Consider the following 25,724-nt stretch of genomic DNA (forward strand, 5'->3'; position numbering starts at 1 on the left):
TTAGTTTTCTCTTTTATTATAAATGATATCGAAATGGTTAACTAAATATACATATGACATTTTAATATAAAAAAACCTCCCTTTTAGGAAGGCTCTTCTACATTTTTAAATAAACTCACTAATAACGCTTTTTGAGCATGCAATCGATTACCAGCTTGCTCAAAGACGATAGACTGCGGTCCATCTATAATTTCTCCTGTTACTTCTTCTTCACGATGGGCAGGTAAACAGTGTAAGAAACGATATGTTTGCTTCGCATGCTTAGCAAGTTCGTTATTGATTTGGTAAGGTTGAAATAAAGAATATTTCTCTTCTTCGCCCTCTTGCCCCATGCTCATCCAAACGTCAGTATAAATGAAATCTGCTTCATTCACCGCTAATTCAGGATTATGTAAAACTTCAATCTCAGCTCCTGTTTCCTTGGCAATCGCTAACGCTTTTTTTACAATCTCTTCATTCGGTTCATATCCTACAGGCGTTGCAACAGTCATATGCATTCCGACTTTTGCACTCGCTAGCAACAATGAATGACATACATTATTTCCGTCACCTACGTAAGCCAATTTTATTCCTTTAAATGTATTTGTTTCTTCATATATCGTCATGAGGTCTGCCAATGCTTGACAAGGATGATGATCATCCGTTAAACCGTTAATAACAGGAATACTTGATTCTTTTGCAAGCTCTTCTACATCCGCGTGCGAGAATGTACGTATCATAATCCCGTCAATATACTGCGATAATACTTTCGCAGTATCTGAAACAGTTTCTCCTCTTCCCATTTGCATCTCTTTTCCACTTAAAAACATACCATGTCCCCCGAGTTGTACCATTCCCGCTTCAAAAGATACACGAGTACGAGTTGAATGCTTATCAAAAATAAGCCCTAATATTTTTCCTTGTAATAAAGGCTCTTGCTTATTCTTTTTTAAATATATAGCGAACTCAATTAAAGAAATAATTTCTTCTTTCGTTAATTCTTCTAGTGTTAAAAGATCTTTCGTATTTAATTTCGGTACTTGTACAGTTGACATGAAACTTCCCCCTTATATGATTGATACGTTTTTTGTACAAACTACTTTTTTTATTATATATACTGCCTGTTCTAACTCTTCATTCGTGACAATGAGTGGCGGTAATAGTCTTATAACATTAGGGCCTGCTTGTAATACGAGAAGCCCTTCGTTTTCTAGTTGTTCTATAAAACTTGCAACTTCATGCTTACACTCAATCCCAATCATAAGCCCCTTACCACGTATATTTTGAATACATTCGACATGCTGTAATTCCTCTTGCAACTTCTCTAATACGTACTCGCCCTTTTCTTGTACTTCTTTTAAAAACGATGGTTTCTTACTCACTTGCAATACTTCTTTCGCTGCAGCCATCGCGATGTAATTCCCGCCAAAAGTTGAACCGTGTGATCCTGCAGTAAACGACGTTCCGAGCTCTTTCCGGCCAATCATCGCTCCGACAGGAACCCCATTCCCAAGTGCCTTTGCAACGGTAACGATATCAGGCTCTATTCGCACTTGTTCATAAGCGAATAGTGTTCCAGTTCTTCCTATCCCCGTTTGTACTTCGTCTATAATAAATAAGGAACCGAACTTATTACATAATGTTTCAATCTCTTTCAAAAAAGATAGATCGGCAGGTATTACTCCTCCCTCTCCTTGAACAACTTCTACCATTACCGCCGCAACTTCTTCATTCATTACTTCCTCTAATGCTTTAATATCATTAAAAGGGATATGTAAAAAAGATGGAAGTAATGGACCAAATCCTTCTTTTACCTTATCTTGGCCTGTTGCACTCATCGTTCCAAATGTTCTACCGTGAAAAGACTGCTGGCATGTTACGACGAGAGATTTTCCAGTATGCTTACGTGCTAACTTTAAAGCCGCTTCATTTGCCTCTGCCCCACTATTACAGAAAAACACATAATCTAATGCTCTACTTTCTGTTAATAATGACGCAACTTCTTCTTGTAAGCTGTTTGTAAACAGGTTAGATATATGCCATATATCATCAAGTTGATCTTGTACACCTTTGAGAACAGTAGGGTGACAATGTCCTAAATTACATACGCCAATTCCTGATGTGAAATCTAAATATTCCTTACCGTTATTATCAATAACTTTCGTTCCAGTTCCCTTTACAAACTCAATAGTTCTTCTGCCATACGTTTGAAAAAGATGACTCGTCATGCAATACTCACGCCTTTCGTTACCGTCGTTCCAATACACTCTCCCGTAACCTCAGTAAAATCTTTTGTACCATTCACAATACTTATCTTTTGCACTCCCATTTTTAATGATGCTAGTGCCGCCTGTACTTTCGGAATCATCCCACCTGTAATAACACCTGTTTCTATAAAAGTAGCAATTTCAGATTCATCCGTTTCCTTTACCAAATTCCCTTCATGTAATATTCCATCTACATCCGTAATAAAAATCAGCTCTTTTGCCCCTAACGCGGCCGCAATCCCAGCTGCAGCATTGTCCGCATTTATGTTATAAATTTCATTACCATTTACCCCGATTGGAGCAATAACAGGAATATACCCCATATTTATTAATCCTTTTAATAAGGCTGTTTCTACATAACTTACTTCTCCCACATATCCTATCTCCTCGCTGACAGGTTGAACTTGAAGTAAATTGCCGTCACACCCTGAACAACCTACAGCAAGTAAATTATGCTTTTGTAAATTCATTACGAGTTTTTTATTCGTACTTCCGCATAGCACCATTTGAACAACATCCATAACTTCTTTTGGTGTTACGCGTAATCCATCTCTTTTTTCTACGTTGATGTTACAATCTTTTAATTTGGCATCAATTTCTGGCCCACCACCATGAACAATCACTACTTTATACTTCTGTTGCAATTTCTTTATACAATCAAAAAACACAGCATTTAATTGATTCAACATACTACCGCCGCATTTCACTACAATATAATCGCTCATCTTCTCTCTCCTTATGTACGATAACAAGCATTTATTTTCACATATTCATAGCTTAAGTCACAGCCCCAAGCTGATCCTGTCTCTTCACCTAAGTGTAAGTACACATTAATCACTATTTCATCTTCTTGTAATCTCTCTTTCATTTCTTCTTCAGAAAATATTTGAGGCTCACTATTTTTTAATACCGATATAGATTGAAGAGTAATGTCAATTGTATTCGGATTAATAGCTACTTCACTTTGTCCAATACTGCTAATAATTCGTCCCCAGTTTGGGTCTTCACCATATATTGCTGTTTTCACAAGACTCGAACCGACTATTTGCTTTGCAATTTTTTTTGCCTCTTCATTCGTTTGAGCTCCTAGCACATTTACTTCTATTAACTTCGTAGCGCCTTCACCATCTTGCGCAATTTTTTTTGCTAAATCTTCACATACCTTCTGTAAAGTACATACGAAAGTTTCCCAATCTGTATGTTCCATATTTATCGGGCTTGTTTCTGATAATCCACTTGCCATAACGATGACCATATCATTCGTAGAAGTATCTCCATCTACCGTAATTTGATTAAATGTATGATTCGTAATTTGGGATAATGCTGTTTGCAATACGTCACGCTCTATATGAGCATCTGTCGTAATAAAACTAAGCATCGTTGCCATATTCGGATGAATCATCCCTGAACCTTTTGCAACACCCGCAATCGCCACTTTCTTCCCATCAATAATCATTTCATAACAAGTTTCTTTCGTGATAAGATCCGTCGTTAAAATTGCTTCAGAAAAAGAATATGCTTCACTTTCTTCCTTCGTCGGTATAAGAGTTGCAATCCCCTTTCGGATTATATCCATCGGCAGTGGAACACCAATTACACCTGTTGAAGCTACTGCAACGTAATTTTCTTTCACTCCAAAATGTTCCGCCCCTAACGCGCGCATCTCGTATGCGTCTTGTAATCCTTGCATTCCAGTACAAGCATTTGCATTTCCACTATTAACGATAATTGCTTGTAACTTCCCTTCTGCCGTTATACTATCCTTCGTTACTTGCAAAGGGGCTGCTTGTATTTGATTCGTTGTATACACAGCGGCACATGATGCTGGTACGTCACAAACGATTGCCCCTAAATCCTTTTTCTCCTTTTTCAGACCATTTACAGTACCAATTGCCGAAAAGCCTTTCGGCGTTACAATTGAACCATTTTCTAATTTTGTAATAGACGCTACTTTAATCATCATGTCCCCCTTATAGATAAAGCGGCATATGTTGTAAACCTGTTGTCTCTTCTAGTCCCGCTATTATGTTTGCATTTTGAATCGCTTGCCCAGCCGCGCCTTTCATCATATTGTCTATAACAGAAACGACCGTAACTCTTTCAGTTCTTTCATCGTAAGCTATGCCAATATCACAATAATTTGAGCCTCTCACTTCTTTTGGACTTGGAAATTTCCCTTGCGTACAAATTCGGATGAAAGGCGATTGTTCATACGTTTCTTCATACAATTTTTGAAGTTGCTTTATTTCCATCTTTTGTTTTACTTTTGCATAAAGTGTAATCATAATTCCTCGTGATATCGGTATTAAATGTGTGCTAAATGTAATTGGCTGTGATCCATTATTCCATTCTGTAAGCATTTGCTCAATCTCTGGAACGTGCTGATGCTCATTCACTTTATAAATGTGCAAGTTATCATATAGCTCAGGAAAGTGAGTCATTGTTGTTGGTGTTTTACCTGCTCCTGATACCCCTGATTTCGCATCAATAATAATCGAATCTTCTTCAATCATGCCGCTACGTACTAACGGCGCTATCGCTAGCAATGTGGCTGTAGCAAAACATCCTGGGTTTGCAATTAAATTTGCCTTTTGAATCCCAGTCCTTTTCCATTCACTTAACCCATACACTGCTTTTCTAAGAATTTCTTCTTTCGCTGCTGGCCTTTTATACCACAGTTCATATGACGAAGGATCTATCATACGAAAGTCTCCAGATAGGTCAATTACTTTTAAACCTTCTGCTAATAACTTGGGAGTTAACTCCGCCGATACTCCTGCTGGTGTTGCTAGAAATACGATTTCTGCTTCTTTCCCTATTGTCTTCACATCAATTTCTTGTAACGTATGAACGAGAACATTTCGAAGATGCGGATATACATTTGTTATACACTCACCAACTTGCGAAAAAGAATGAAGAGATGCTATCGAAAAATATGGATGTTGTTCTAATAAACGAATTAATTCAATGCCCCCATATCCAGTGGCTCCAATAATTGCGACTTTCATAAGTTCCTCCTCAAATCGATTCTTTAAATTAAGTATGATTATAATATTGTATATTTATAGAGTCAATTAAATATTTATAAATTTTTAAATCTAAAAAAAACTTAATTTTATTAGAAAAACAATATACTCAACCGAATTTTTATACAAAAATAGTGCATAGTAGTTTTTTTATTTCACTTCAAGTACAATAAAACAATACATACGTACATACAGGCGGGAAAAAATATGAACGAAAAATTAATTGAGAAAATGATTATAAAAAGTTTTCAGCAATATCAATGCAGTCCAATATCAAAAGAAGATCAGGAAATGCTAGTGAAACATATTCAAACGGTGACTCATTCAAATATTGAAATTGATTTATACGAGGAGATTGAGGATATTGTTTATGATTATGTGACTGGAAAACAATAAAAAATAGGAGATTTCCATGTGGAAATCTCCTATTTTTTACTTAATGATTTACCTGCTACACGTTCAAATAAACCTGGGAATAAAGCATAAAGTTTTGGACCAATTCCCATCCACTTCGGTAAGTTTACTTCACGTTTTTTCGTGTGCATCGACTTTACGATTTGTTCTGCTACGTATGTTGGTTTTAACATGTAACGTCCCATATTCTTTACATATGTACCAGATTGATCCGCTATTTCAAAAAAGTTTGTATCTATCGGACCTGGATTAATTGCTGTAACATAAATATCTGTATTCGCTAATTCCATGCGTAAACTATTCGTAAATCCTAATACAGCATGTTTCGTTGCTGCATACGCACTTGATTTCGGAGTTGCAATTTTTCCGGCAAGTGAAGCAATATTAATAATATGTCCTTCGTTCTTGTTTACCATATAAGGTAGTACCGCTTTCGTACATGCTACTAATCCAAATACATTTACTTGGAACATATCTTTTACTTCACCCATTGACGCATCTTCAAACGTTTTAAAAATACCAAATCCCGCATTGTTTACTAATATATCAATACGTCCCACTTCTTGTAATACCTTTGAAAAAACAGACTGTACTTCCATCTCTTCACTTACATCTAATACATAATAATAGCAAGGCGTATTATAAGTTTCTTTAATTTTGTCTACTAACACTTGTAGTTTCTCTTCTGTTCGAGCCATTAATACTGGCGTCGCTCCCTGTGCTGCAACTTGCATTGCAACTTGCTCACCAATCCCACTAGAAGCACCTGTAATGACGATTACTTTATTTTGTAAACGTCCTGTCATTGCTGTCACCTACTTTGCATAATAAATCAATTGTTGCGATGACTCATCAATCATCACTTGTTGATTATATGCTAAATAGTCCAATTGTCCAACCGTTTCTGAAATAGTAAGTGGTAATTGTTCTTTATATAATACCGGAAATAGTTTTACACATACTTCAAATGCTGTCATTGGTTTTTCCTTTAATAATTCAAGCACTTTAAAAGCACGTGTTTCTTGCTTTTGTAATCTCGTTTCAATAAGTTGTTTCACATTTAGAACATCTTCCCCATGCCCTGATAAAATGCGTGAAATATTCATTTCGCTTAAACGCTGTAATGTTTGATTATATTGTAGTAATGGGCGTGCCCGCTCTGTTTGCCCTTCATATGGCGGTTCTAGTATTGGATTCGAAGAAATATGACTAATGAGAGCATCTCCACCAATTAATATTCCATCAGATTCTCTATATAAAGAAATATGAGTAGAAGCATGACCTGGTGTTTCAAGTACTGTAAATCCAGGCAAAGAATCAATACGATCTCCTTCTCTCACAGTATGCGTTAACGATCTATTACAAGAATATTTAAGTGTCCTCGTCGTCAATAACGACTCGTCTTTCAAAAATGCTGCTGGCACACCAAACTGTAAGGCCGTCTCTCTAAAAAATTCATGATACCGCTTTAAAAATTCTGGATTTTGTGTAATCCAAGGCTCATTCCAAGGATGTCCAATAATATTCGTCTTCTCAGAAAATATATTTAAAAGTCCACAATGATCTGCATGATGATGCGTAATGACTACTGTTTCAATATCTTCTATCGTATGTCCTAATGCACCTAATTGACTTTCTAACGCATTCCTTGCCTCTTCTGTATTCGTCCCTGTATCAATTAATGTTAATGTCTCCCCCTCAACTAAAAACACATTCACAGTTTCCACTGCAAATGGTACAGGAATCTCCATTCGGTGAATCGCCGTCATGCTTAGCCCCCCTGTCTCTTTCCGGTTCAAAAATGAATACTTCTTCAGTTTACAACTTCTATATATATTTGTCATTATTTTCAGATAAAAAGAGGTGTTTCCTATAAAAAAACGAATGTATGTACATTTATAAGAATTTCTAACCAAAATTAAAGGAGGAACATCATGTCTATTCAAAACATTTCCTTTCTCGGTGCAGGCTCTATTGCCGAAGCTATTATTGGTGGCTTGTTACATGCAAATGTCGTTAAAGGTGAACAAATTACTGTAAGTAATCGTTCTAACGAGACAAGATTACAAGAGCTACATAAAAAATACGGTGTCAAAGGTACTCATAATAAAAAAGAATTACTTACTGATGCAAATATTCTTTTTCTAGCAATGAAACCAAAGGATGTTGCAGAGGCGCTTACCCCTTTTAAAGAATACATAAATAATAACGTGCTTATTATTTCATTACTAGCAGGTGTTTCTACTGACTCAATTAGAAAACTACTTCAAAAAGACGTTCCAATTATTCGTGCAATGCCAAATACATCCGCAGCCATTTTAAAATCTGCTACCGCTATCTCCCCTTCAAAACATGCAACAGCGGAGCATATTCGCACTGCAACATCTTTATTTGAAACAATTGGTCTCGTCTCTGTTGTAGAGGAAGAAGATATGCATGCTGTCACTGCATTATCCGGAAGTGGACCTGCTTATATTTATTACGTAGTGGAAGCTATGGAAGAAGCTGCAAAAAAAATTGGTTTAAAAGAAGATGTTGCAAAATCACTTATTCTTCAAACGATGATTGGTGCTGCTGAAATGCTAAAAGCAAGTGACAAACACCCTTCTATTTTGAGAAAGGAAATTACTTCTCCTGGTGGAACTACCGAAGCAGGTATTGAAGTATTACAAGAACATAAATTTCAACAAGCACTTATTTCTTGTATTACACAGGCAACGAAACGATCACATAATCTTGGAAAAACATTAGAACAACTAACAAAAGAAAAATAGAAAAAGGAGCTCAAGTTTATTTGAGCTCCTTTTTCTATAATTACACTTAGTTATTGTTCTTCCCAAAAATCTCTTCTTGCAGGCGACGACCAGTCGGCGTTGCTGCAAGTCCACCTTCTGCTGTTTCACGAAGTGCTACTGGCATCGTTTGTCCGATTCTAAACATTGCCTCAATTACTTCATCACATGGAATTGTACTCGTTACACCAGCTAATGCTAAATCTGCTGAAATCATCGCATTCGCAGCTCCTGCTGCATTACGTTTTACACAAGGTACTTCTACAAGTCCTGCAACAGGATCACACACTAAACCAAGCATGTTCTTTAATGAAATTGCCATCGCTGTAGCTGCTTGATCTTGTGTTCCACCAGCCATCTCAACTGCGGCTGCAGCCGCCATTCCACTTGCTGAACCAACTTCAGCTTGGCATCCTCCCGCTGCACCAGAAATACAAGCGTTATTCGCAACAACCATACCGAAAGCTCCTGCTGTAAATAAGAATTCAATCATTTCTTCACGTGTAGGCTGCAATTTTTCTCTTAGTGCAAATAGTACACCTGGCACTGTTCCAGCAGACCCTGCTGTTGGTGTTGCACAAATAATTCCCATCGCCGCGTTTACTTCATTTGTTGCAACAGCTTTGCTTACTGCGTCCAAAATCGTATCTCCTGATAAGCCTTTTCCACTCTTCATATACGCTTGAACTTTTACAGCATCTCCACCAGTTAAACCAGTTGGTGATTTCACGCCGCGAATACCACGTTCTACTGCTTGCTCCATCACGACTAAGTTCTTTTCCATACCAGCAATTACTTCTTCACGTGAAATACTTCTTGTTTCCATTTCACATTGAATCATAATTTCTGCGATTTTTACATTTTGTTCTTTAGCTTGCGCCACTAGTTCCGCTGCGTTCCGAAACATGGTGTGTCCCCCCTGCAATTATTCCATAATAGTTACTTGACAAATATTTTGTTGCGCTTTTATTTCTTCAATCACTTCATCTGCTAATAATTCATCTGTTTCAATGACCATAAGCGCTCTTCTTCCTTTTTCTTTACGAGAAACACTCATTGTACTAATGTTAATCTCATGTTTCGCAAGGATTGAAGCTACCGCTGCAATAGCACCGAAGCGATCGTTATTTACAATAAGTAGTGCTGGGCTCGTGCCTGATAATTGAAGATCGAATCCGTTTAATTCTACAACTTCAATTTTACCGCCACCAATTGAGCAAGCAACAACTTCAATTTCATCTTCACCTTTATACAAACGAATTCTCGCTGTATTTGGGTGAGGTGCATTGGCATCTTCTTCAATGAATTCCACTTCAATTTCGCGCTCTTTTGCTATTTCTAGCGCCTCTGGAATACGTAAGTCATCTGTTTCAAATCCTAATATTCCACCGATTAGTGCTACATCCGTACCATGCCCTCGATACGTCTTTGCAAATGATCCATATAACGAAATGCTTACTCTTTCTGGTTCATGACGAAACAGCTGGCGAGCAACTTGCCCCATTCTTGCTGCGCCTGCTGTATGTGAACTTGATGGTCCAATCATAACTGGACCGATAATATCAAATACTGAGCGATACTTCATCATAACTCCCCCTAAACCTCTATGAAAAAATTTATTCTACTATTCTATTAAGCTGCTACATCTGTCGCTTTTCCAGTTGTACCACGAATTTGTTCTGCTGTACGAATTGGATAGTTTTTGAATAAAAGTAATCCAATATAACCTGAAATAATACCAGTTATCATAATACATAAGAATCTTAGCATTATTTTCATTTAAAAATGATACAAGATAATCCAGAATAAAGTCTGGTAGCAATCCAAAGTTTAACACAGAAGCCATTGCAAGCATAGCATAAACAAGTGATATAACCATTGCTAATGCAACTAAATTTGCACCCGCTATTCCGCCTAGACTACCTGCTGATGTTCTGAACTCTTTTAAAGAGTGGTGTACCAATTAAATCTCCACCACCTTATTAATAAAAAGCTTCTACTAAGGAACTCGCAATAGCTACACTTGCTAATCATATCGTTTAGCTAAAAAGTGAAAAAGACTTATGACAAATAATAGTAATATCTTTCCTATTATAATTCTCGTGTTACTCTCTCATGATTTAGTCAACTTCACTTGTTACGATAATGACTAAAATACATGCGACTTATCATAAATTATAATCTGCCCTCATTATAGCTTGTTTTTTATAAAACGCTTACTTTTGTTGAATTTTAAAAGTTCTGAATAAAATTCCATTTCTGCTATTTGTATCACTTGTATGTCATCTGACTTATATAACAGTTTTTCTAAATAATCATTATTTCGTATTTTTATCCTATATATTCAAAGCATCCTATTTTTCTGTATCATCCAAGTATAAGTATAAAATAATAACAGTTTTATTTTTAAATTTTTTTAGACATAAAAAAATGGTAACCCACCGTTACCATTTTTTACAAAACTATTATTTTTCTACTGGGAATGATTTCAAATCTGTCGCTATTTCTGTATTAGAAAACAACTCTCTAGCCTCTTTCAATAATTCCTTATATGTATCTCCTTGATAGCGAGAACTAATGTGAGTTAATATTAGTCGCTTCGCATTTGCCTGAAGTGCAATGCTCGCAGCTTGCTTAGATGTAGAATGAAAATAATCATACGCTTGTTGCTCATCTTCTGCTGCGAAAGTCGCTTCATGGACAAGTACATCTGCATCTTGCGCAAGCTCCCTACTCGCTTCGCAATATCGGGTATCACCTAAGATAGTAATAATTCTTCCTTTTTGAGGTGGGCCGATAAACTCATTTCCATTTAATATCGTGCCATCCTCTAATTCAACTACTTCACCATCTTTTAAACGTTTAAAGATTGGACCTGGTTTCACACCCATCTCAAGCAACTTATCAACTAAAAGAGCACCTTGTATATCTTTCTCTACAATACGATATCCAAAGCATTCTATACCGTGTGACAATCTTTTCGTTTCTACATAAAATTCATTATCTTCAAATACGGTACCTTCTTCTGTTATCTCCACAACTTCAAGTGGATATTTCACATGTGTCGTACTTACCGATAATGCCACTTCAATAAATTGTTTAATTCCTTTCGGTCCATACACCGTTAAAGGCGTAGTTCCTCCTTGAAATGAACGGCTACCTAATAAACCAGGCAATCCAAAAATATGATCGCCATGTAAATGCGTAATAAATATTTTTTCAATGCGGCGCGGACGTACAGATGTATGTAATATTTGATGTTGCGTGGCCTCGCCACAATCAAATAACCAAGTTTGTCCTCGTTCTTCTAACAATTGTAAAGCAATTGCTGAAACGTTCCTTCCTTTTGAAGGAACACCTGCACCAGTTCCTAAAAATACAAATTCCACTTTCTTTCCTCCAGCTCTAAATATACTCTATCTCTCATCTTACGGAATGTTATTTCAAATGGCAAATTGAATTTACATAACCAAACATCTAGACAACTATATAACACGAACGTTATACTCAAAAAATTTAGCTATCGTTCGTGTTTTGTGTTAAAATAATTATACTACATTTTAAGGGAGCGTTTTATTATGAAAGAAGTATTTCGTTTACAAACTGATTTTTCATCTTCATTTGATCGCTGGGTAAGTTCTTTCGTGTCTGATCACCCAGCACAATTAGAATGGACAACTTTAAAGGAATTAATCCATGAATATACAACATCACATACAAATGATACGTTACCAGCATATATTTCTTCAGCTTTAACATATTACGCCCAACGCGTTTCAACTACAAACAGTTCAGAGATTGTTATTTTTGAAAACCCTACAATCTCGTAATCTATAATAAAAAAGCACTGGTTACAGTGCTTTTTTATTTATACTTATTTAGCAAATGATTATATTCCGTCCAAAAGTCGGTATACATACTTCGCTCAAACTCATTTGAAATTATCTTTTCACTTGATTTATTAAATAATTCTTTTGCTTGTAGTGCAAAAGAAACAATTTGTTTTCTATATTCATTTTCATTTACTTCTATATGAAGCCCTTCATAGTATATAGCCTTTTGATCAGTAGAAATAACTTTGACAAAATCCTTTAAAACCACATTTTCACCTATATGGTTTATAGTCCAATGAATTGAAATTGGGCATCCTAACATGAGCATAGTGCCACATCCGTGCAAAATAAGCCCCTCTTCATTTTCAATATCACAAATATATTCTTTATCTAAAGTTCGTAACAGAGCTAAAGCTGATTCACTTATTCCCCATTCCTCATCCATACCTGTTTGTGTAATAATCGTTCCATCCACATTTAAATAAATTTCCCCGTGAGAACATAAATCTTCCTGCTCATTAAACAACCACTTTTGATTCTCAATATTTATAATAAAATTTTGTGGTCCCATTACAAATTCCCCTTTTATAAAAATATTTATTTTTCATATTATTTATAATCAATATCATACATTTCATCCCACATATCTATTATAAATCCGTTTAATATTTTAAAAACACAGATAAAAAAGATATTGACACTACAATTTTACAGTGCTAACATTCAACATGTAATTGAATATGGTCTCTGTTAGGTGAGGCTCCTGTATAGAGAAACGCTGCTGCCCAAAAATGTCGAGAGACGCCAATGGGTCAACAGGAAAGGTCGGAATGAAGGCCTTTTTTAATGTAGCTGGTTTCAGTACCTATGCTATACAGTGCTAAAACTCAACGAGGGAGAGGTGCATGTATTTTGTCATACACAAAAACTGTTTTTATTTATGTCTACTAACAGTCTTTGTTGTGGACTCTTTTAACTGCGAATTCAGACCTTTACTCGTTTTGAGTAAAGGTCTTTTTACGTCTATATGCACCTTACTATGAAACAAACATAGCATATTCAGAAACTACTAAATTGTACGGAGGTGAGGAACAGTTGGCAATTGATGATTCGGCCCAGATACCCATACGTTTTACATTCATATTTCATCATGTAGGTAGGAAAGAAACTGTTCCTCACCATTTCAAATAGTTAGGTAACAGATTGTTTCCTCCTTCATGACAGAGGAGGAACTACCGATGTTTAATTTACAAAGACAAGAAACAAAGCATGCTTATGAGCAAGATAGCATGAAAACAAATAACGAATTATTAGTGGAGGTTGCAACACAAGATGTAAGCTCTGCGTTAAAACTTTTAGAAACAACACAAGATGGATTATCTAAACAAGAAGCGTCTCGTAGACTTTCTTTATATGGTCCGAACGAAATAGCTCATAATAAAATGGCACCGTGGTACATTCAATTTCTGTCGGCATTTAAAAATCCATTTATTTTCGTTTTATTAGCTCTTGGAGCACTCTCCTTTTTCACGGATGATATGCAAGGAACAATTGTCGTATCTGCAATGGTACTACTTAGTGCAACAATTCGGTTTTCCCAAGAATTTCGTTCTCAAAAAGCTGCCGATAATTTAAAAGCTATGGTTCGAACAACTGCAAGCGTATTTAGAATAAATGGATTTGTACATGAAACAAAAAATGTAACGAATTTAAATCGAAATTACACAACAGAAATTCCAATTGAGGAACTTGTACCTGGCGATATCATTTCCCTTTCAGCCGGTGATATCATTCCAGCTGATGTGCGTATTGTATCCGCTAAAGATTTATTTGTTAATCAATCTTCTTTAACAGGGGAAGCACTTCCTGTAGAAAAATACGAACACTGCTACCATACAGAAAATAAGCATATCTTACCGACAAACATGAAAAAAAATTACAATCCACTCGATATGGAAAACCTTTGTTTCATGGGAACAAATATTGTAAGTGGTAGCGCAAAAGCTGTTGTCATCTCAACAAGTACCGATACGTATTTCGGCTCTTTAGCCAATAAGGTAATTGGAAAGCGTGTAGAAACAAACTTTGATAAAGGTGTAAACAAAGTAAGCTGGCTCTTAATTACATTCATGCTTATTATGGCACCTATTGTTCTTCTCATTAATGGATTCACAAAAGGTGATTGGCAAGAAGCTTTCTTCTTCGCTATTGCCGTCGCTGTTGGCCTTACACCTGAAATGTTACCAATGATTGTAACTGCTAATTTAGCTAAAGGTGCCGTTAAAATGTCTAAACAAAAAGTAATTGTAAAACAGCTAAATTCTATTCAAAACTTAGGTGCTATGAACATTCTTTGTACAGATAAAACCGGAACTTTAACAGAAGATAACGTTGTCCTTGTTCGTCACTTAGATCCCAAGGGAAATGAATGCAATCGCGTCTTGCAATTTGCCTATTTAAATAGTTTCTATCAAACTGGATTGAAAAATTTAATAGATAAAGCTGTTATTAAGCATACAGAGGAAAACAATACATTTAATCCATCAGCTTTTCAAAAGCTAGATGAAATTCCATTCGATTTCGCCCGCCGGCGTATGTCAGTCATCGTAAAGGATATTTCAGGTGAACATACAATGGTTTGTAAAGGTGCCGTAGAAGAAATTTTATCAATTTGTAACTACACTGAAGTGGATGAAAAAATCGTTCCACTCACCGAGGAAATACGTTCAAATGTCAAAAAAATAAGTGAGACACTAAATAGTGAAGGTATGCGGGTTATTGCTGTGGCTTATAAAAAAGATAGAAGAATAAATGATACAGAGTACACAGTAAAAGACGAAACTGATATGATTCTCGCTGGATATATCGGCTTTTTAGATCCACCGAAACCATCTGCAGCAGCTGCAATTCAAGCATTACAGAAACATGGTGTACAAGTGAAAATTTTAACTGGCGATAACGAAATTGTTACAAGAAAGGTTTGTAAAGAAGTTGGATTAGATATCTGCGAACCAATCCTCGGTTACGAGATTGATTCTTTACCAGATAAAGCATTAGCAAGACTTGCCGAAGAAACGACTGTATTTGCGAAGCTTAATCCCATGCAAAAATCTCGTATTATACACGCATTACAAGGAAATGGACACACTGTAGGTTACATGGGAGACGGCATTAACGATGCTGTAGCATTACGTGAAGCTGATGTCGGAATATCTGTTGATACTGCTACTGATATTGCGAAAGAAGCTTCCGATATTATTCTACTCGAAAAAAGTTTAACTATATTAGAAGCAGGGATTTTAGAAGGACGTACTACATTCGGAAATATTTTAAAATATATTAAGATGACAGCTAGCTCTAACTTCGGTAATGTGTTTAGCGTGTTAGTAGCAAGTGCTTTCATTCCTTTTTTACCGATGCTTGCCATTCATCTTTTAATTCAAAACTTACTTTATGATATTTCACAACTTTCTATTCCATGGGACAAAATGGATAAAGAGTTTCTAGAAAAACCACGAAAATGGGATACTGCAAACTTACGAAACTTCATTATTTGTATCGGCCCAATTAGTTCTATATTTGATATTATCACATACGTAGTCATGTGGAATGTATTTGGTGCAAATACACCGAGCGAGCAATCATTATTCCAGTCCGGTTGGTTTGTCGTTGGGTTGTTAACACAAACTTTAATTGTTCACATGATAAGAACACAAAAGATTCCATTTATTCAAAGTACTGCATCAACACCAGTCGTTTTATTAACCGCTCTTATTATGGCAATCGGGATTTATATTCCATTCTCACCACTTGGTGCAGCCGTTGGTTTACAAGCATTGCCACTTAACTATTTCCCTTGGTTAGTAGGAATACTATTAGGCTACGCTTTTTTAACACAATTCCTGAAAAAGCTTTATATTAAAAAGTTTCATAGCTGGTTGTAAAAATAAGAATGAGTGGGTATCCCCCGCTCATTCTAAAAAACATAACACATATTATATATGGAGGTGACCATGATGGTATGGTACGACATTGTATTCAGGTTAGTTATAGCAATTATTGTAGGAGCTTGCATTGGAATGGAAAGACAATGGAGACACCGAATGGCTGGGTTACGGACAAATGCTCTCGTATCACTTGGTGCCTGTATATTTGTTTTATTATCCGTCATGCTTGATCATGATGCTAGCCCATCCCGCATTGCTGCTCAAGTCGTTAGTGGTATTGGATTTTTAGGGGGTGGCGTTATTATCCGCGATGGTTTTAGTATTAGAGGGCTAAATACAGCAGCTACTTTATGGTGTGCAGCTGCTGTCGGTACTCTTACAGGCGCCGGTTTCCTCGTTGCAGCTATATTAGGTGCAGCCGGCGTGTTACTAGCAAATATACTTCTTCGCCCAATTGCTCTTTTTATGAATAAAAAATCAAAAGAAGAATCACCAGAACAAACGAACTACTTACTTTCCCTTACTTGTTCAGAAGAAAATGAAGCACATATTCGTTTTTTACTTATGCATATGGTAAGTACAGAAGGAATCGGTTTAAAAGAGTTGTATAGTGAAGACGTAGATTCTAATCAAAAGGTGTGTATACAGGCTACATTACATCGCAAGACAAATGCGGCTATCTTAATTGAAAAAATAGTAAGTAGAATGCTATTAGAATCTGGCGTTACTGGAGCTGGATGGAAGACTTCTTTAAATTTAGAAGCGAGTTAACTAGGAAAGGTGTCATGATTTTACTACTTCATGACACCTTCTACATAAACTTATTTTCTAACTTTTGTTGAAACGACTTCTCTTGCTTACGTAGTAGTTGACTACCTCGTTGTAAAATCGGTGTTCCATACTTATCGTTAATTTGATCAATGACAGCAAGTAGTGGTTCTTTTTTCGCATCCTCTTCAAATGAAAATAAATCTAATTGTTTCACCGATTCTGTCTTCCACTCTATTTCAGTAGCTGTAACACCTAGTAAACGAACGGAATCACCATCCCAATGTTGCTTCCATAAACGGGATGCTGCTTGAAAAATATCGCGTTCTTCCCAAATTGCATTTTTCAATTGCTTACTCCGTGTTACTGTTCGCCTATCATGGTATTTAATCATAATTTGAATATTATAACTGACAAGGGTTCGCTTTTGTAATCTTTTACTCACTGATTTTGATAACCGTTCTAACATATCAAGTAATTCTTTCTCTTCATCCATATCCTTTGAAAAAGTCATCGAGTTACCGACACTTTTATGTTGGCCCATTTGACTCGGATCCACTTCCCTATCATCCGTACCTTTTGCACGCTTTTGTAAATCAATACCGTGCTTGCCAATTTTAGCGCGAATGATATGCTCGTCTCCCTTCGCTAACTGTTCAATTGTATGTATATGAATTTCATTTAATTTTTCAGCTGTTTTTTCTCCAATCCCATGCATTGCTTCAACTGAAAGTGGCCAAATCATTTCTGGAATATCACGTTTTCGAAGTACGGTAATACCGAGAGGTTTTTTCATATCAGAAGCTGTTTTTGCTAGGAAAAGATTTGGAGCGATTCCGATACTACACGGAAGCTGCAACTCTGTTAATAGTGCTTGTTGAATCATCTTTGCTATTTCAAGAGGCGAACCAAGTGCGTAGCAATCTGTAATATCTAAATATCCTTCATCTATTGAGACTGGTTGTATCTTTTCTGTAAAACGAGAAAGGACTTGAAACATTTGAAATGAAGCTTCGCGATATAATGTGAAATTAGGACGCCTTACAACTAATTGCGGGCATAACCTTTTCGCTTCCCAAAGGGGCATCGTCGTACGTATTCCGTATTCTCTCGCCTCATAACTACATGTTATAATAATTCCTTTTCTCTCTTTTTCATTTCCAGCAACCGCTAATGGCTTTCCTTGTAATGATGGATCATGAGCAATTTCAACAGATGCGAAAAAGCAATTCATATCTACATGTAAAATAACACGACCATTTTTCGGATACATTTCTCGCATAGTACTCACTCCCTAATCAGAACGTTCGTTCTTTTATTATATCAAATTTTGCACAATAGTTATAATAATTACTTGTTCTTTTTTATAATCGATATAAATCGAAACTTTAATCAACTCTCACTAATCGGACTTTTACGGGCAGCAGGGCCCCCACCTAACTTCTTTACTTTCGCTGAATTTTGAGGTAGTGGTCTTACTGTCCGGCAAATAGCGGGATAAACTCAACTATACATTCCCTGTAGTTATATTAATCATTGCAATTAATTATTTACTACTTCCGATTTTCAATATGAATACGTTAAGGTTATTCCCTCGTCTAGTACATGTAGCAACAACGTATATACTTCCATAGTTTTTCTTATATTCGCTTATACGTCTTGTCAAAGCAATCGAATCAAAATAAAAAGCGTGTAAATCATAATTGATTTACACGCTTTTTATTTTCCATTACTTCGCTACTTCTTCAATAATTGCAACAACTAATTCTGCTGTTTTTGCTAATTCTTCAACAGGAATCTTCTCGTTTGTTGTATGAATTTCTTCATAACCAACCGCTAAGTTAACTGTTGGGATACCATGTCCTGCAATTACGTTTGCATCACTTCCGCCACCACTTTGGTGAAGAGAAGGTGTACGACCAATTTTTTCAGCTGCACGTTTTGCAACTTCTACAACGTGATCGCCATCAGCAAATTTAAATCCTGGGTACATAACGTTTACTTCAACGTCTGCATGACCGCCCATTTCTTTTGCAGTTGTTTCAAATGCTTCTTTCATTTTCGCAACTTGCGCTTCCATTTTCTCATTAATTAAAGAACGAGCTTCTGCAAAGATTTGTACATGATCGCAAACGATATTCGTTTGTGTACCACCTTCAAAACGTCCAATATTTGCAGTCGTTTCAGAGTCAATGCGACCAAGTGGCATCTTCGCAATTGCTTTCGCTGCGATAGTAATTGCAGATACACCTTTCTCCGGCGCTACACCAGCGTGAGCTGTTTTCCCGCGAATAATTGCGTTCACTTTCGCTTGTGTTGGAGCTGCAACAACGATTTCACCAACTTTTCCATCGCTATCTAATGCGTAGCCATATTTCGCTGTAATACGCTCACGGTCTAATGCTTTTGCACCAACAAGACCTGATTCTTCTCCGACTGTAATAATAAATTCTATTTTACCATGAGGGATATTTTTCTCTTTTAAAACACGGATTGCTTCGAACATTGATGCTAATCCAGCTTTATCATCCGCACCTAAAATTGTTGTACCATCTGATACGATATATCCATCTTTAATAGAAGGCTTAATTCCATTACCAGGAACTACTGTATCCATATGAGAAGTAAAGTAAATTGTATCAACACCATCTTTTGTTGCTGGTAAAGTACAAATTAAGTTACCTGCACCATGACCAGTTACAGCCATTGTGTCATCTTCAAATACTTCTACACCTAAATCTGTAAATTTCTTCGTTAATACTTTGCAGATTTCTGCTTCAAATTTCGTTTCAGAATCTACTTGTACTAATTCCATAAATTCATTTACTAAACGTTCTTGATTAATCATAAGACTGCGCCTCCTGCACTACCATTATGTATGTAACACTATTAATTATAACAGAATTTCGCAAAAGTTTCGAAATACAAGACAAAAAACAGATGGTTTACATGTCTAGATAACCATCTGCTTTCTATTACTCATTTAACAATACCCAGCGCATATGATCTTCCCACACGCCATTTACCATTAACATCTTCCTAGACACGCCTTCATATTGAAAACCTATCTTCGTTACTACTTGTATAGATGCTAAATTACGAGGCATAATCGGAGCTTCTATACGATGTAACTGAAATTCCCCAAAAGCAACTTGAATTGCTTTTCTAAGCGCTTCTGTCGTATACCCTTTGTTTAACTCTGCTTTATCTAATTTATAACTGAGGACACAAGATTGATAAATGCCACGAACGATTAAATTAAATGAAATACACCCAATTATTTTCGTATCATCACCCTTTTTAAAAATCCATAGTCTGATGATTTTCCCTTCTTCGAACTCTTTTCTATCCTTTTGCAACTTTTTCTTTTGATAATCTAGCGTAAAAAAATCATCCGGTCTATACTCTTCCCAAGCTTTTAAAAATTCACGATTTCTGTCGTAATATTGAAGAACTGTTTCAGCATACGACTCATCAATTTCCCTTAAGTATAAACGATCTGTTTCGTATATTTTCATCATCGTATCTCCATTCTTCAGCTTGCCCAACTAAAAATTAACAATATACCCTTTTACTATATTCTCTATACACACTCAAATTTCCTGTTATATTTTGCAATCCCCTCCCGAATTTTGTCCTCACTCTCCCCTTGTCCATAATTTCATTTCTCGTTACAATGAAATTGTACTGATTTGCAAGGAGGTATAACGATGCATAAAAAAGCTCAAAAAGTTATGGTTTATGTGATGCTGATTTCTATGCTTGTAACAACATTACTTGCTGGCGCGAGTATGTTTTGGTAAAAAGGGCGATGTGTTCGTCCTTTTTTTACTTTTTACACATGACAAAATAAACCATCTCGACATCGAGATGGTTTATTTTATATAAAACACAATCGCTACAATACTAAAGGAAAATGACATTACAAGTGCTATTACAAAACTTGTATATTGTTTCTGCTGAAATGCTCCAATAACAAAAGTTAGATTAAGTAATGCCATACATACAATCGCTACAAGATAAGAACATATATTAAAAGTTGCCAATATGAATGTAATAACAAATAGAAATCCCATAAAAAACTGCATATACGAAAGTTTTGGATTCAAGTACATATGAGCAACCCCTTTATCTAATTTTATCTTTCTATATTCTCATTAACGCACGGTTATGTACACATGTCAAGACAACTTATTATAATAGAAAAAGCCAACCTTTTCGTTGGCTTTTTCATATGCAACGGCTCCTTTTTCTTTTGCCAATTGCTGAAATGATTTTTTCGATTTCACAATCCATACTTTCGTTCCAATTGGAATGCGATCAAACAAATATTCCACATCGTTTTTCTTCATTCTTATACACCCTTGTGAAATATACTTTCCAATTGAACTCGGTTGGTTTGTTCCATGTATTCCATATTTACTTCCATCAGTTCCTCTTGCATTAAATCCAATCCACCTTGACCCAAGTGGATTTTTTGGCGACCCACCTGGAATATCCTTCGCAATATAATACGGATCCTTCGCTTTCATTACAACATCAAAAGTTCCTTCTGGAGTTAATTCATTCGTTTTCCCTGTCGCTACTGGAAAAACCTTTTGAATCTTTCCATCGTCAATGTAAGCTAATTTATTCGTTGCTTTATTTACAATAATAAAAGGATCTCCGGCACGTGGATTATCCCCAAGAGGCCAAATCGGCGATAAAGAAAGACATAATATGATAGAGAGAAGATACGGCATAGATAATTCCTACCTTCTATATAAGTTCTTTTATATTATCCTTTCCCTTAAAGCGACTTTTAATGAGTAAATATTGTTCCATTTCATACACAAGTTGAACAAGTTTCGCACGTATCTCAAATTCTTCGCGTGTAGCTGGTAATGGCATGTCTCTAAATAATTCCCTCATTTCTTGAAGCTGCCTTAAGGAAATAACGCCAGTACTCTCAGGGCTAATAGCATTACCAATGTTTTCAACAACATCTGCAATCATATCAGCTTGTTCATATGTCCATGATAAAGAAGCTGCTAGTGGTATCATTCGCTCTAAAATTTCGAATTGTTGCATACGCATATTAAAATAACGATAGTAATAATCATCTTCTCGCATAAATGCATTCTCAAGTTTTTTAAACGATAAATCTCTTGCTTCATTTAACATATTCTCGGTTTCAATGAGTTCTGCCCCACTCCAACTACTTTCTCGATTTCGTAAATACACAACCATTTCAAACAAAATCGTTTTAAAATTGCTCTCTATTTTATCCTGATACTCTTTTAGCTTATTTTCACTACTCGGCATATACATATTTACTAATAACGCCACGCTAATCCCTATCGTTAATATAGCAATTTCATTTCCAACTATAAGCCATGTAATTTGCTTCAATGAATATAGATGCATAACAATAACTGAACTCGTGACAATGCCTTCTTGAATTTTAAGCATTACTGCAGTCGGAATAAATGTAAGTAACAATATGCTAATTGCAAGTGGTGTATAGCCGATCGTTTCAAAAATACAAAACGCGAATACCATTGATAATACACACGCTAGAAAACGATGTAACGACACTTGAAGCGATTTGCGCTTCGTATTTTGTACACATAAAATAACTAAAATACCTGCTGAACTATAAAATTCCAACCCTAATAACTGAGCAATAAAAACTGCCGCGCCTGTCCCTATTGCTGTTTTTACTGTACGGTATCCAATTTTAAACATATCATTACTCCTATATGTATAAACGTATTTACAGCTAGTATAAAAAAAGGATGACACAATGTCATCCTTTTCTACTTATTATTCACATAACCTTTTCATATTACAATATTTTTTGTAAAAATTGTTGCGCACGTTCACTTTTCGGCGCTGCAAAAAATTCTTCTGGCGCACTATCTTCTACAAGCTTTCCTCCGTCCAAGAAAAGAACACGATCTGCCACTTCTTTTGCAAAGCCCATTTCATGTGTAACGATAGCCATCGTCATTCCTGTCGTAACTAACGATTTCATAACTTCTAACACTTCTTTCACCATCTCTGGATCTAGCGCCGATGTCGGTTCATCAAACAACATAACTTCGGGTTCCATTGCTAACGCTCTTGCAATTGCTACACGTTGCTTTTGTCCTCCCGAAAGACGATTTGGATACGTATCTTTTTTATCTACTAATCCAACCTTTTCTAAAAGTTTCTCAGCTTTCTTTTCAGCTTCTTGCTTCGTTATCCCTTTTACATTGATAGGAGCATACGTAATATTTTCTAATACAGTCATATGAGGAAATAAGTGGAAATGTTGAAATACCATACCGACATTTTCACGAACATGCATAACATTCGTTTTCGGATTCGTTACTTCTTCCGTTCCAATCCAAATGTGACCATCCGTTGGTGCTTCTAACATATTCATACAACGTAAAAATGTTGATTTTCCTGATCCAGAAGGTCCTATAATTGCAACTACTTCCCCTTTTTCAATCGTTGTTGTAATTCCTTTTAATACTTCGTTTTTACCAAATGATTTATGAAGGTTTTCAATTTTAATCACTTTTCTTCATTCTCCCTTCAATTGCCTTCCCGACTAATGTAAGAATAATGACTAACATATAATAAATCAGTCCAACAAAAAGTAATGGTTCAAGATATTTAAATGTCTCACCGCCTACGATGTAAGCACGACGCATTAAATCAGTCGCGCCTATTACTGTTACTACAGCCGATTCTTTCGTAAGTGTCGCAAATTCGTTCACAAGCGCTGGTAATATATTTTTTAATGCTTGAGGGAAAATAATATTTCTCATCATTTTTCCGTATGGTACCCCTAAAGCCATTGCTGCTTCTGTTTGTCCTTTATCCACCGCTTGAATACCAGCACGAATTACTTCTGACATGTATGCACCTGAATTCAAGCTAAATGCAAGTACAGCAGCTAAGAATGCTGGTATTTCATAACCAATTATTTGCGGGACACCGAAATAAATAATCATTAATTGCAATACAAGGGGTGTACCACGAAAAATTGATGTATAAAAATCTGCTGCTATATTTAATGCTCGTATTCTAGCAATTTTACAAAGTGCTAATAGCGTTCCTAAAATAAATCCTGCTAAAGCTGATACTGCTACAATTTTCAAAGTAACTTCTAAACCTTTTAGTATATATGGTATCGAAGGCGTAATCGCCGAAAAATCTAAGTTCATTCTTTTCATTCCCCTCACAGAAAAGTGAAAGGCAGCTTATTTTCCGCTGCCAAACCATTTCTTCACTAATTTATCCATTTCTCCATTTTCTTGCATTTTTTTAATTACTTTATTAAATTCAGCTGTTTTATCACTGTTTTTCGGAAGGGCAATTGCTGCTCCAACTTCTTCTGGCGCTTCTTTAATTTCAACTCCTTGTAAATCTTTCATTTTCTCTAAATAATTTTTAGCAACTGTGTCTTCTATAATTGCAGCGTCAAAACGACCAGCTTTAATTTCTTGTACGATTTCTGGTATACGGTCACGTCCCTCAACCTGGAAATCTACTTGTTTTTTAAATTCTGCTGCTTTCTCTTCTTGAATAGACCCTGTTTGTACTCCTACTTTTTTCCCTTTTAAATCCTCTACAGATTTAATGTTAGAATCCTTTTTAGAAACGACCATATTTTTCGCAACAAAATAAATATCTGTAAAATCAACATTATTTTTACGCTCTGCAGTTGGCGTCATGCCTGCCATTACGAAATCAACTTTTCCTGAACTAAGAGATGCTAATAAACCACCAAAATCCATATCTTTCACTTTCACTTCATACCCAAGTTCTTTTCCGATATATTTAGCAACATCAACATCAAAGCCGATAATTTCATCGCTCTTTGACGCATCTACATATTCATAAGGTTTATAATCTGCTGAAGTTCCCATTACGAGTACTTTTTTATTTCCTTTTGTTTCTTTCGATTCCCCATTACTACAAGCGCTGAATATACTTACAATTAAAATAAGTGCAAACGATATTGATACTAACTTCTTCATCTTTCTTCCCCCTAATAATGTATATTTAAAAGTTTAATAGAATATTTATTCGATGTTTGTATTGTATCAGCACTTTTATTTTTATGCAATATATAAAATAAAAATAAATAACAAAACAATATAAACACTATTTTTCATGTATAAAATGATGCATAAAATAACACAACTATGCATATTCCATAAATTTTAATAATAAATAAAAAAGGCGGCACATCCACTTGATTGTGGACGTGCCGCCTTTTCTCTTATTTTTTATAGTTCTTCACAATTCTCTTCAAAATATGATTGTAGTTTCGCAATAACTTGCATCGGTTCATGACCTTCAATTTCATGACGCTCTACCATCGTTACAATTTTTCCATCTTTTAATAAAGCAAATGATGGAGAAGAAGGTGGGTACCCTTCGAAATATTCACGCGCTCTTGCTGTCGCTTCTTTATCTTGACCTGCAAACACCGTTACAAGGTGGTTAGGACGTTTATCATAATGTACGGAATGCGCAGCAGCAGGACGAGCAATACCACCTGCACAACCACATACAGAGTTTACCATTACAAGTGTTGTTCCATTTCTTTTAAACGCTTCTTCTACCGCTTCTGGTGTCGTCAATTCTGTATATCCAGCAGAGACAATCTCTTCACGCGCTTGGCGGACAACATCATTCATAAAAAAGTTAAAAT

The 25,724-nt window shown here is 35.9% G+C and carries 27 protein-coding genes and 1 riboswitch; of the genes, 6 read left to right on the forward strand and 21 right to left on the reverse strand.

All coding sequences use genetic code 11. The annotated features are described in order from the left end of the window. Nucleotides 1–83 precede the first annotated feature (83 nt). The 5 genes from argF to argC are packed head-to-tail and all read right to left on the reverse strand — an operon-like array spanning nucleotide 84 to nucleotide 5,254. A complete protein-coding gene (gene argF, locus C3Y97_RS20875; RefSeq protein ID WP_000108864.1) occupies nucleotides 84–1,034 on the reverse strand; it encodes an ornithine carbamoyltransferase in 951 nt (316 codons plus the stop codon). A 12-nt stretch (nucleotides 1,035–1,046) separates the two neighbouring features. Next, on the reverse strand, nucleotides 1,047–2,207 hold the full coding sequence (locus tag C3Y97_RS20880; RefSeq protein ID WP_000200551.1) for an acetylornithine transaminase: 1,161 nt from the start codon (nucleotides 2,205–2,207) through the stop codon (nucleotides 1,047–1,049). Next, nucleotides 2,204–2,971, reverse strand: coding sequence for an acetylglutamate kinase (gene argB, locus C3Y97_RS20885; RefSeq protein WP_001286792.1), 768 nt, complete (start codon nucleotides 2,969–2,971; stop codon nucleotides 2,204–2,206). Before argB ends, C3Y97_RS20880 begins: the two co-directional genes overlap by 4 nt. An 11-nt stretch (nucleotides 2,972–2,982) precedes the next feature. Beyond that, nucleotides 2,983–4,206, reverse strand: a complete 1,224-nt coding sequence (gene argJ / locus C3Y97_RS20890; protein WP_136363629.1) for a bifunctional glutamate N-acetyltransferase/amino-acid acetyltransferase ArgJ — start codon at nucleotides 4,204–4,206, stop codon at nucleotides 2,983–2,985. Between the two features lie 10 nt (nucleotides 4,207–4,216). Then, a complete protein-coding gene (gene argC / locus C3Y97_RS20895; protein ID WP_000861256.1) occupies nucleotides 4,217–5,254 on the reverse strand; it encodes an N-acetyl-gamma-glutamyl-phosphate reductase in 1,038 nt (345 codons plus the stop codon). Nucleotides 5,255–5,479: 225 nt separating this feature from the next. Here argC and C3Y97_RS20900 point away from each other — a divergent pair, with 225 nt between their 5' ends. Continuing rightward, the gene (locus C3Y97_RS20900) at nucleotides 5,480–5,668 is read left to right on the forward strand and encodes a YqzH family protein (RefSeq protein ID WP_001003222.1); all 189 of its coding nucleotides are present in this window, start codon (nucleotides 5,480–5,482) and stop codon (nucleotides 5,666–5,668) included. A gap of 29 nt (nucleotides 5,669–5,697) precedes the next feature. Here the strand turns inward: C3Y97_RS20900 and C3Y97_RS20905 are convergent, their stop codons facing one another. Both C3Y97_RS20905 and C3Y97_RS20910 read right to left on the reverse strand, forming a co-directional pair. Next, nucleotides 5,698–6,492 (reverse strand): SDR family NAD(P)-dependent oxidoreductase, encoded by a 795-nt coding sequence (locus C3Y97_RS20905; protein WP_000147797.1) that lies wholly within the window; start codon nucleotides 6,490–6,492, stop codon nucleotides 5,698–5,700. Nucleotides 6,493–6,501: 9 nt separating this feature from the next. After that, on the reverse strand, nucleotides 6,502–7,455 hold the full coding sequence (locus tag C3Y97_RS20910) for an MBL fold metallo-hydrolase (protein ID WP_000125119.1): 954 nt from the start codon (nucleotides 7,453–7,455) through the stop codon (nucleotides 6,502–6,504). A 165-nt stretch (nucleotides 7,456–7,620) separates the two neighbouring features. Between C3Y97_RS20910 and proI the strand changes: the two genes are divergently transcribed. Next, a complete protein-coding gene (proI, locus tag C3Y97_RS20915) occupies nucleotides 7,621–8,460 on the forward strand; it encodes a pyrroline-5-carboxylate reductase ProI (protein ID WP_000027249.1) in 840 nt (279 codons plus the stop codon). A gap of 46 nt (nucleotides 8,461–8,506) precedes the next feature. Here the strand turns inward: proI and sdaAA are convergent, their stop codons facing one another. From sdaAA to rnz, 3 genes are all read right to left on the reverse strand, one after another. Continuing rightward, nucleotides 8,507–9,385 (reverse strand): L-serine ammonia-lyase, iron-sulfur-dependent, subunit alpha, encoded by an 879-nt coding sequence (gene sdaAA / locus C3Y97_RS20920; protein WP_000489461.1) that lies wholly within the window; start codon nucleotides 9,383–9,385, stop codon nucleotides 8,507–8,509. 18 nt (nucleotides 9,386–9,403) lie between these two features. After that, complete coding sequence (sdaAB, locus tag C3Y97_RS20925) at nucleotides 9,404–10,063, reverse strand: L-serine ammonia-lyase, iron-sulfur-dependent subunit beta (protein ID WP_000877445.1); 660 nt, start codon at nucleotides 10,061–10,063, stop codon at nucleotides 9,404–9,406. Nucleotides 10,064–10,943: 880 nt separating this feature from the next. Beyond that, nucleotides 10,944–11,867, reverse strand: coding sequence for a ribonuclease Z (gene rnz, locus C3Y97_RS20935; protein WP_000397455.1), 924 nt, complete (start codon nucleotides 11,865–11,867; stop codon nucleotides 10,944–10,946). A 189-nt stretch (nucleotides 11,868–12,056) separates the two neighbouring features. Here rnz and C3Y97_RS20940 point away from each other — a divergent pair, with 189 nt between their 5' ends. Then, nucleotides 12,057–12,308 (forward strand): DUF3932 family protein, encoded by a 252-nt coding sequence (locus C3Y97_RS20940; RefSeq protein WP_000665709.1) that lies wholly within the window; start codon nucleotides 12,057–12,059, stop codon nucleotides 12,306–12,308. 34 nt (nucleotides 12,309–12,342) lie between these two features. On the opposite strand, the gene C3Y97_RS20945 is transcribed toward C3Y97_RS20940, so the two are convergent. Next, the gene (locus C3Y97_RS20945; protein WP_000529166.1) at nucleotides 12,343–12,882 is read right to left on the reverse strand and encodes a hypothetical protein; all 540 of its coding nucleotides are present in this window, start codon (nucleotides 12,880–12,882) and stop codon (nucleotides 12,343–12,345) included. A gap of 168 nt (nucleotides 12,883–13,050) precedes the next feature. After that, a riboswitch (M-box (ykoK) riboswitch) is annotated at nucleotides 13,051–13,218 on the forward strand. Between the two features lie 331 nt (nucleotides 13,219–13,549). On the opposite strand from C3Y97_RS20945, the gene mgtA reads away from it, so the two are divergent. Together mgtA and C3Y97_RS20955 are read left to right on the forward strand one after the other, a co-directional pair. After that, complete coding sequence (gene mgtA / locus C3Y97_RS20950) at nucleotides 13,550–16,255, forward strand: magnesium-translocating P-type ATPase (RefSeq protein ID WP_000482696.1); 2,706 nt, start codon at nucleotides 13,550–13,552, stop codon at nucleotides 16,253–16,255. 72 nt (nucleotides 16,256–16,327) lie between these two features. Continuing rightward, nucleotides 16,328–17,029: an MgtC/SapB family protein gene (locus C3Y97_RS20955; protein ID WP_136363630.1), complete on the forward strand. Its 702-nt coding sequence runs from the start codon at nucleotides 16,328–16,330 to the stop codon at nucleotides 17,027–17,029. A 40-nt stretch (nucleotides 17,030–17,069) separates the two neighbouring features. On the opposite strand, the gene C3Y97_RS20960 is transcribed toward C3Y97_RS20955, so the two are convergent. From C3Y97_RS20960 to C3Y97_RS20970, 3 genes are all read right to left on the reverse strand, one after another. Next, nucleotides 17,070–18,308, reverse strand: coding sequence for a DNA polymerase IV (locus C3Y97_RS20960; protein WP_001208858.1), 1,239 nt, complete (start codon nucleotides 18,306–18,308; stop codon nucleotides 17,070–17,072). A gap of 447 nt (nucleotides 18,309–18,755) precedes the next feature. Further along, complete coding sequence (locus C3Y97_RS20965) at nucleotides 18,756–19,874, reverse strand: tripeptidase T (protein ID WP_000609803.1); 1,119 nt, start codon at nucleotides 19,872–19,874, stop codon at nucleotides 18,756–18,758. Between the two features lie 127 nt (nucleotides 19,875–20,001). Further along, nucleotides 20,002–20,547 carry a GNAT family N-acetyltransferase gene (locus tag C3Y97_RS20970; RefSeq protein WP_001987197.1) on the reverse strand — a complete coding sequence of 182 codons (546 nt, stop codon included), beginning with the start codon at nucleotides 20,545–20,547 and terminating at the stop codon, nucleotides 20,002–20,004. A gap of 189 nt (nucleotides 20,548–20,736) precedes the next feature. Here C3Y97_RS20970 and prli42 point away from each other — a divergent pair, with 189 nt between their 5' ends. Then, on the forward strand, nucleotides 20,737–20,829 hold the full coding sequence (gene prli42, locus C3Y97_RS27905; protein WP_000549040.1) for a stressosome-associated protein Prli42: 93 nt from the start codon (nucleotides 20,737–20,739) through the stop codon (nucleotides 20,827–20,829). A 72-nt stretch (nucleotides 20,830–20,901) separates the two neighbouring features. Here the strand turns inward: prli42 and C3Y97_RS20975 are convergent, their stop codons facing one another. The 7 genes from C3Y97_RS20975 to C3Y97_RS21005 form a co-directional block, all read right to left on the reverse strand. After that, nucleotides 20,902–21,141 (reverse strand): DUF3894 domain-containing protein, encoded by a 240-nt coding sequence (locus tag C3Y97_RS20975; protein ID WP_000281167.1) that lies wholly within the window; start codon nucleotides 21,139–21,141, stop codon nucleotides 20,902–20,904. 66 nt (nucleotides 21,142–21,207) lie between these two features. Then, complete coding sequence (locus C3Y97_RS20980; protein ID WP_001146566.1) at nucleotides 21,208–21,768, reverse strand: L,D-transpeptidase; 561 nt, start codon at nucleotides 21,766–21,768, stop codon at nucleotides 21,208–21,210. Between the two features lie 16 nt (nucleotides 21,769–21,784). Further along, nucleotides 21,785–22,753: an aromatic acid exporter family protein gene (locus tag C3Y97_RS20985; RefSeq protein WP_000472671.1), complete on the reverse strand. Its 969-nt coding sequence runs from the start codon at nucleotides 22,751–22,753 to the stop codon at nucleotides 21,785–21,787. 100 nt (nucleotides 22,754–22,853) lie between these two features. Beyond that, nucleotides 22,854–23,576 carry an amino acid ABC transporter ATP-binding protein gene (locus C3Y97_RS20990; RefSeq protein ID WP_000590200.1) on the reverse strand — a complete coding sequence of 241 codons (723 nt, stop codon included), beginning with the start codon at nucleotides 23,574–23,576 and terminating at the stop codon, nucleotides 22,854–22,856. Further along, the gene (locus C3Y97_RS20995; RefSeq protein WP_001046916.1) at nucleotides 23,569–24,228 is read right to left on the reverse strand and encodes an amino acid ABC transporter permease; all 660 of its coding nucleotides are present in this window, start codon (nucleotides 24,226–24,228) and stop codon (nucleotides 23,569–23,571) included. The genes C3Y97_RS20990 and C3Y97_RS20995 overlap by 8 nt, the downstream gene beginning before the upstream one ends. Before the next feature lie 36 nt (nucleotides 24,229–24,264). Further along, nucleotides 24,265–25,044: a transporter substrate-binding domain-containing protein gene (locus tag C3Y97_RS21000; RefSeq protein WP_000737675.1), complete on the reverse strand. Its 780-nt coding sequence runs from the start codon at nucleotides 25,042–25,044 to the stop codon at nucleotides 24,265–24,267. 252 nt (nucleotides 25,045–25,296) lie between these two features. Further along, the gene (locus tag C3Y97_RS21005) at nucleotides 25,297–25,710 is read right to left on the reverse strand and encodes a BrxA/BrxB family bacilliredoxin (RefSeq protein ID WP_001979317.1); all 414 of its coding nucleotides are present in this window, start codon (nucleotides 25,708–25,710) and stop codon (nucleotides 25,297–25,299) included. Nucleotides 25,711–25,724: the final 14 nt, after the last annotated feature.

This window comes from Bacillus sp. DU-106 (assembly GCF_004799705.1).
Lineage (GTDB): Bacteria > Bacillota > Bacilli > Bacillales > Bacillaceae_G > Bacillus_A > Bacillus_A cereus.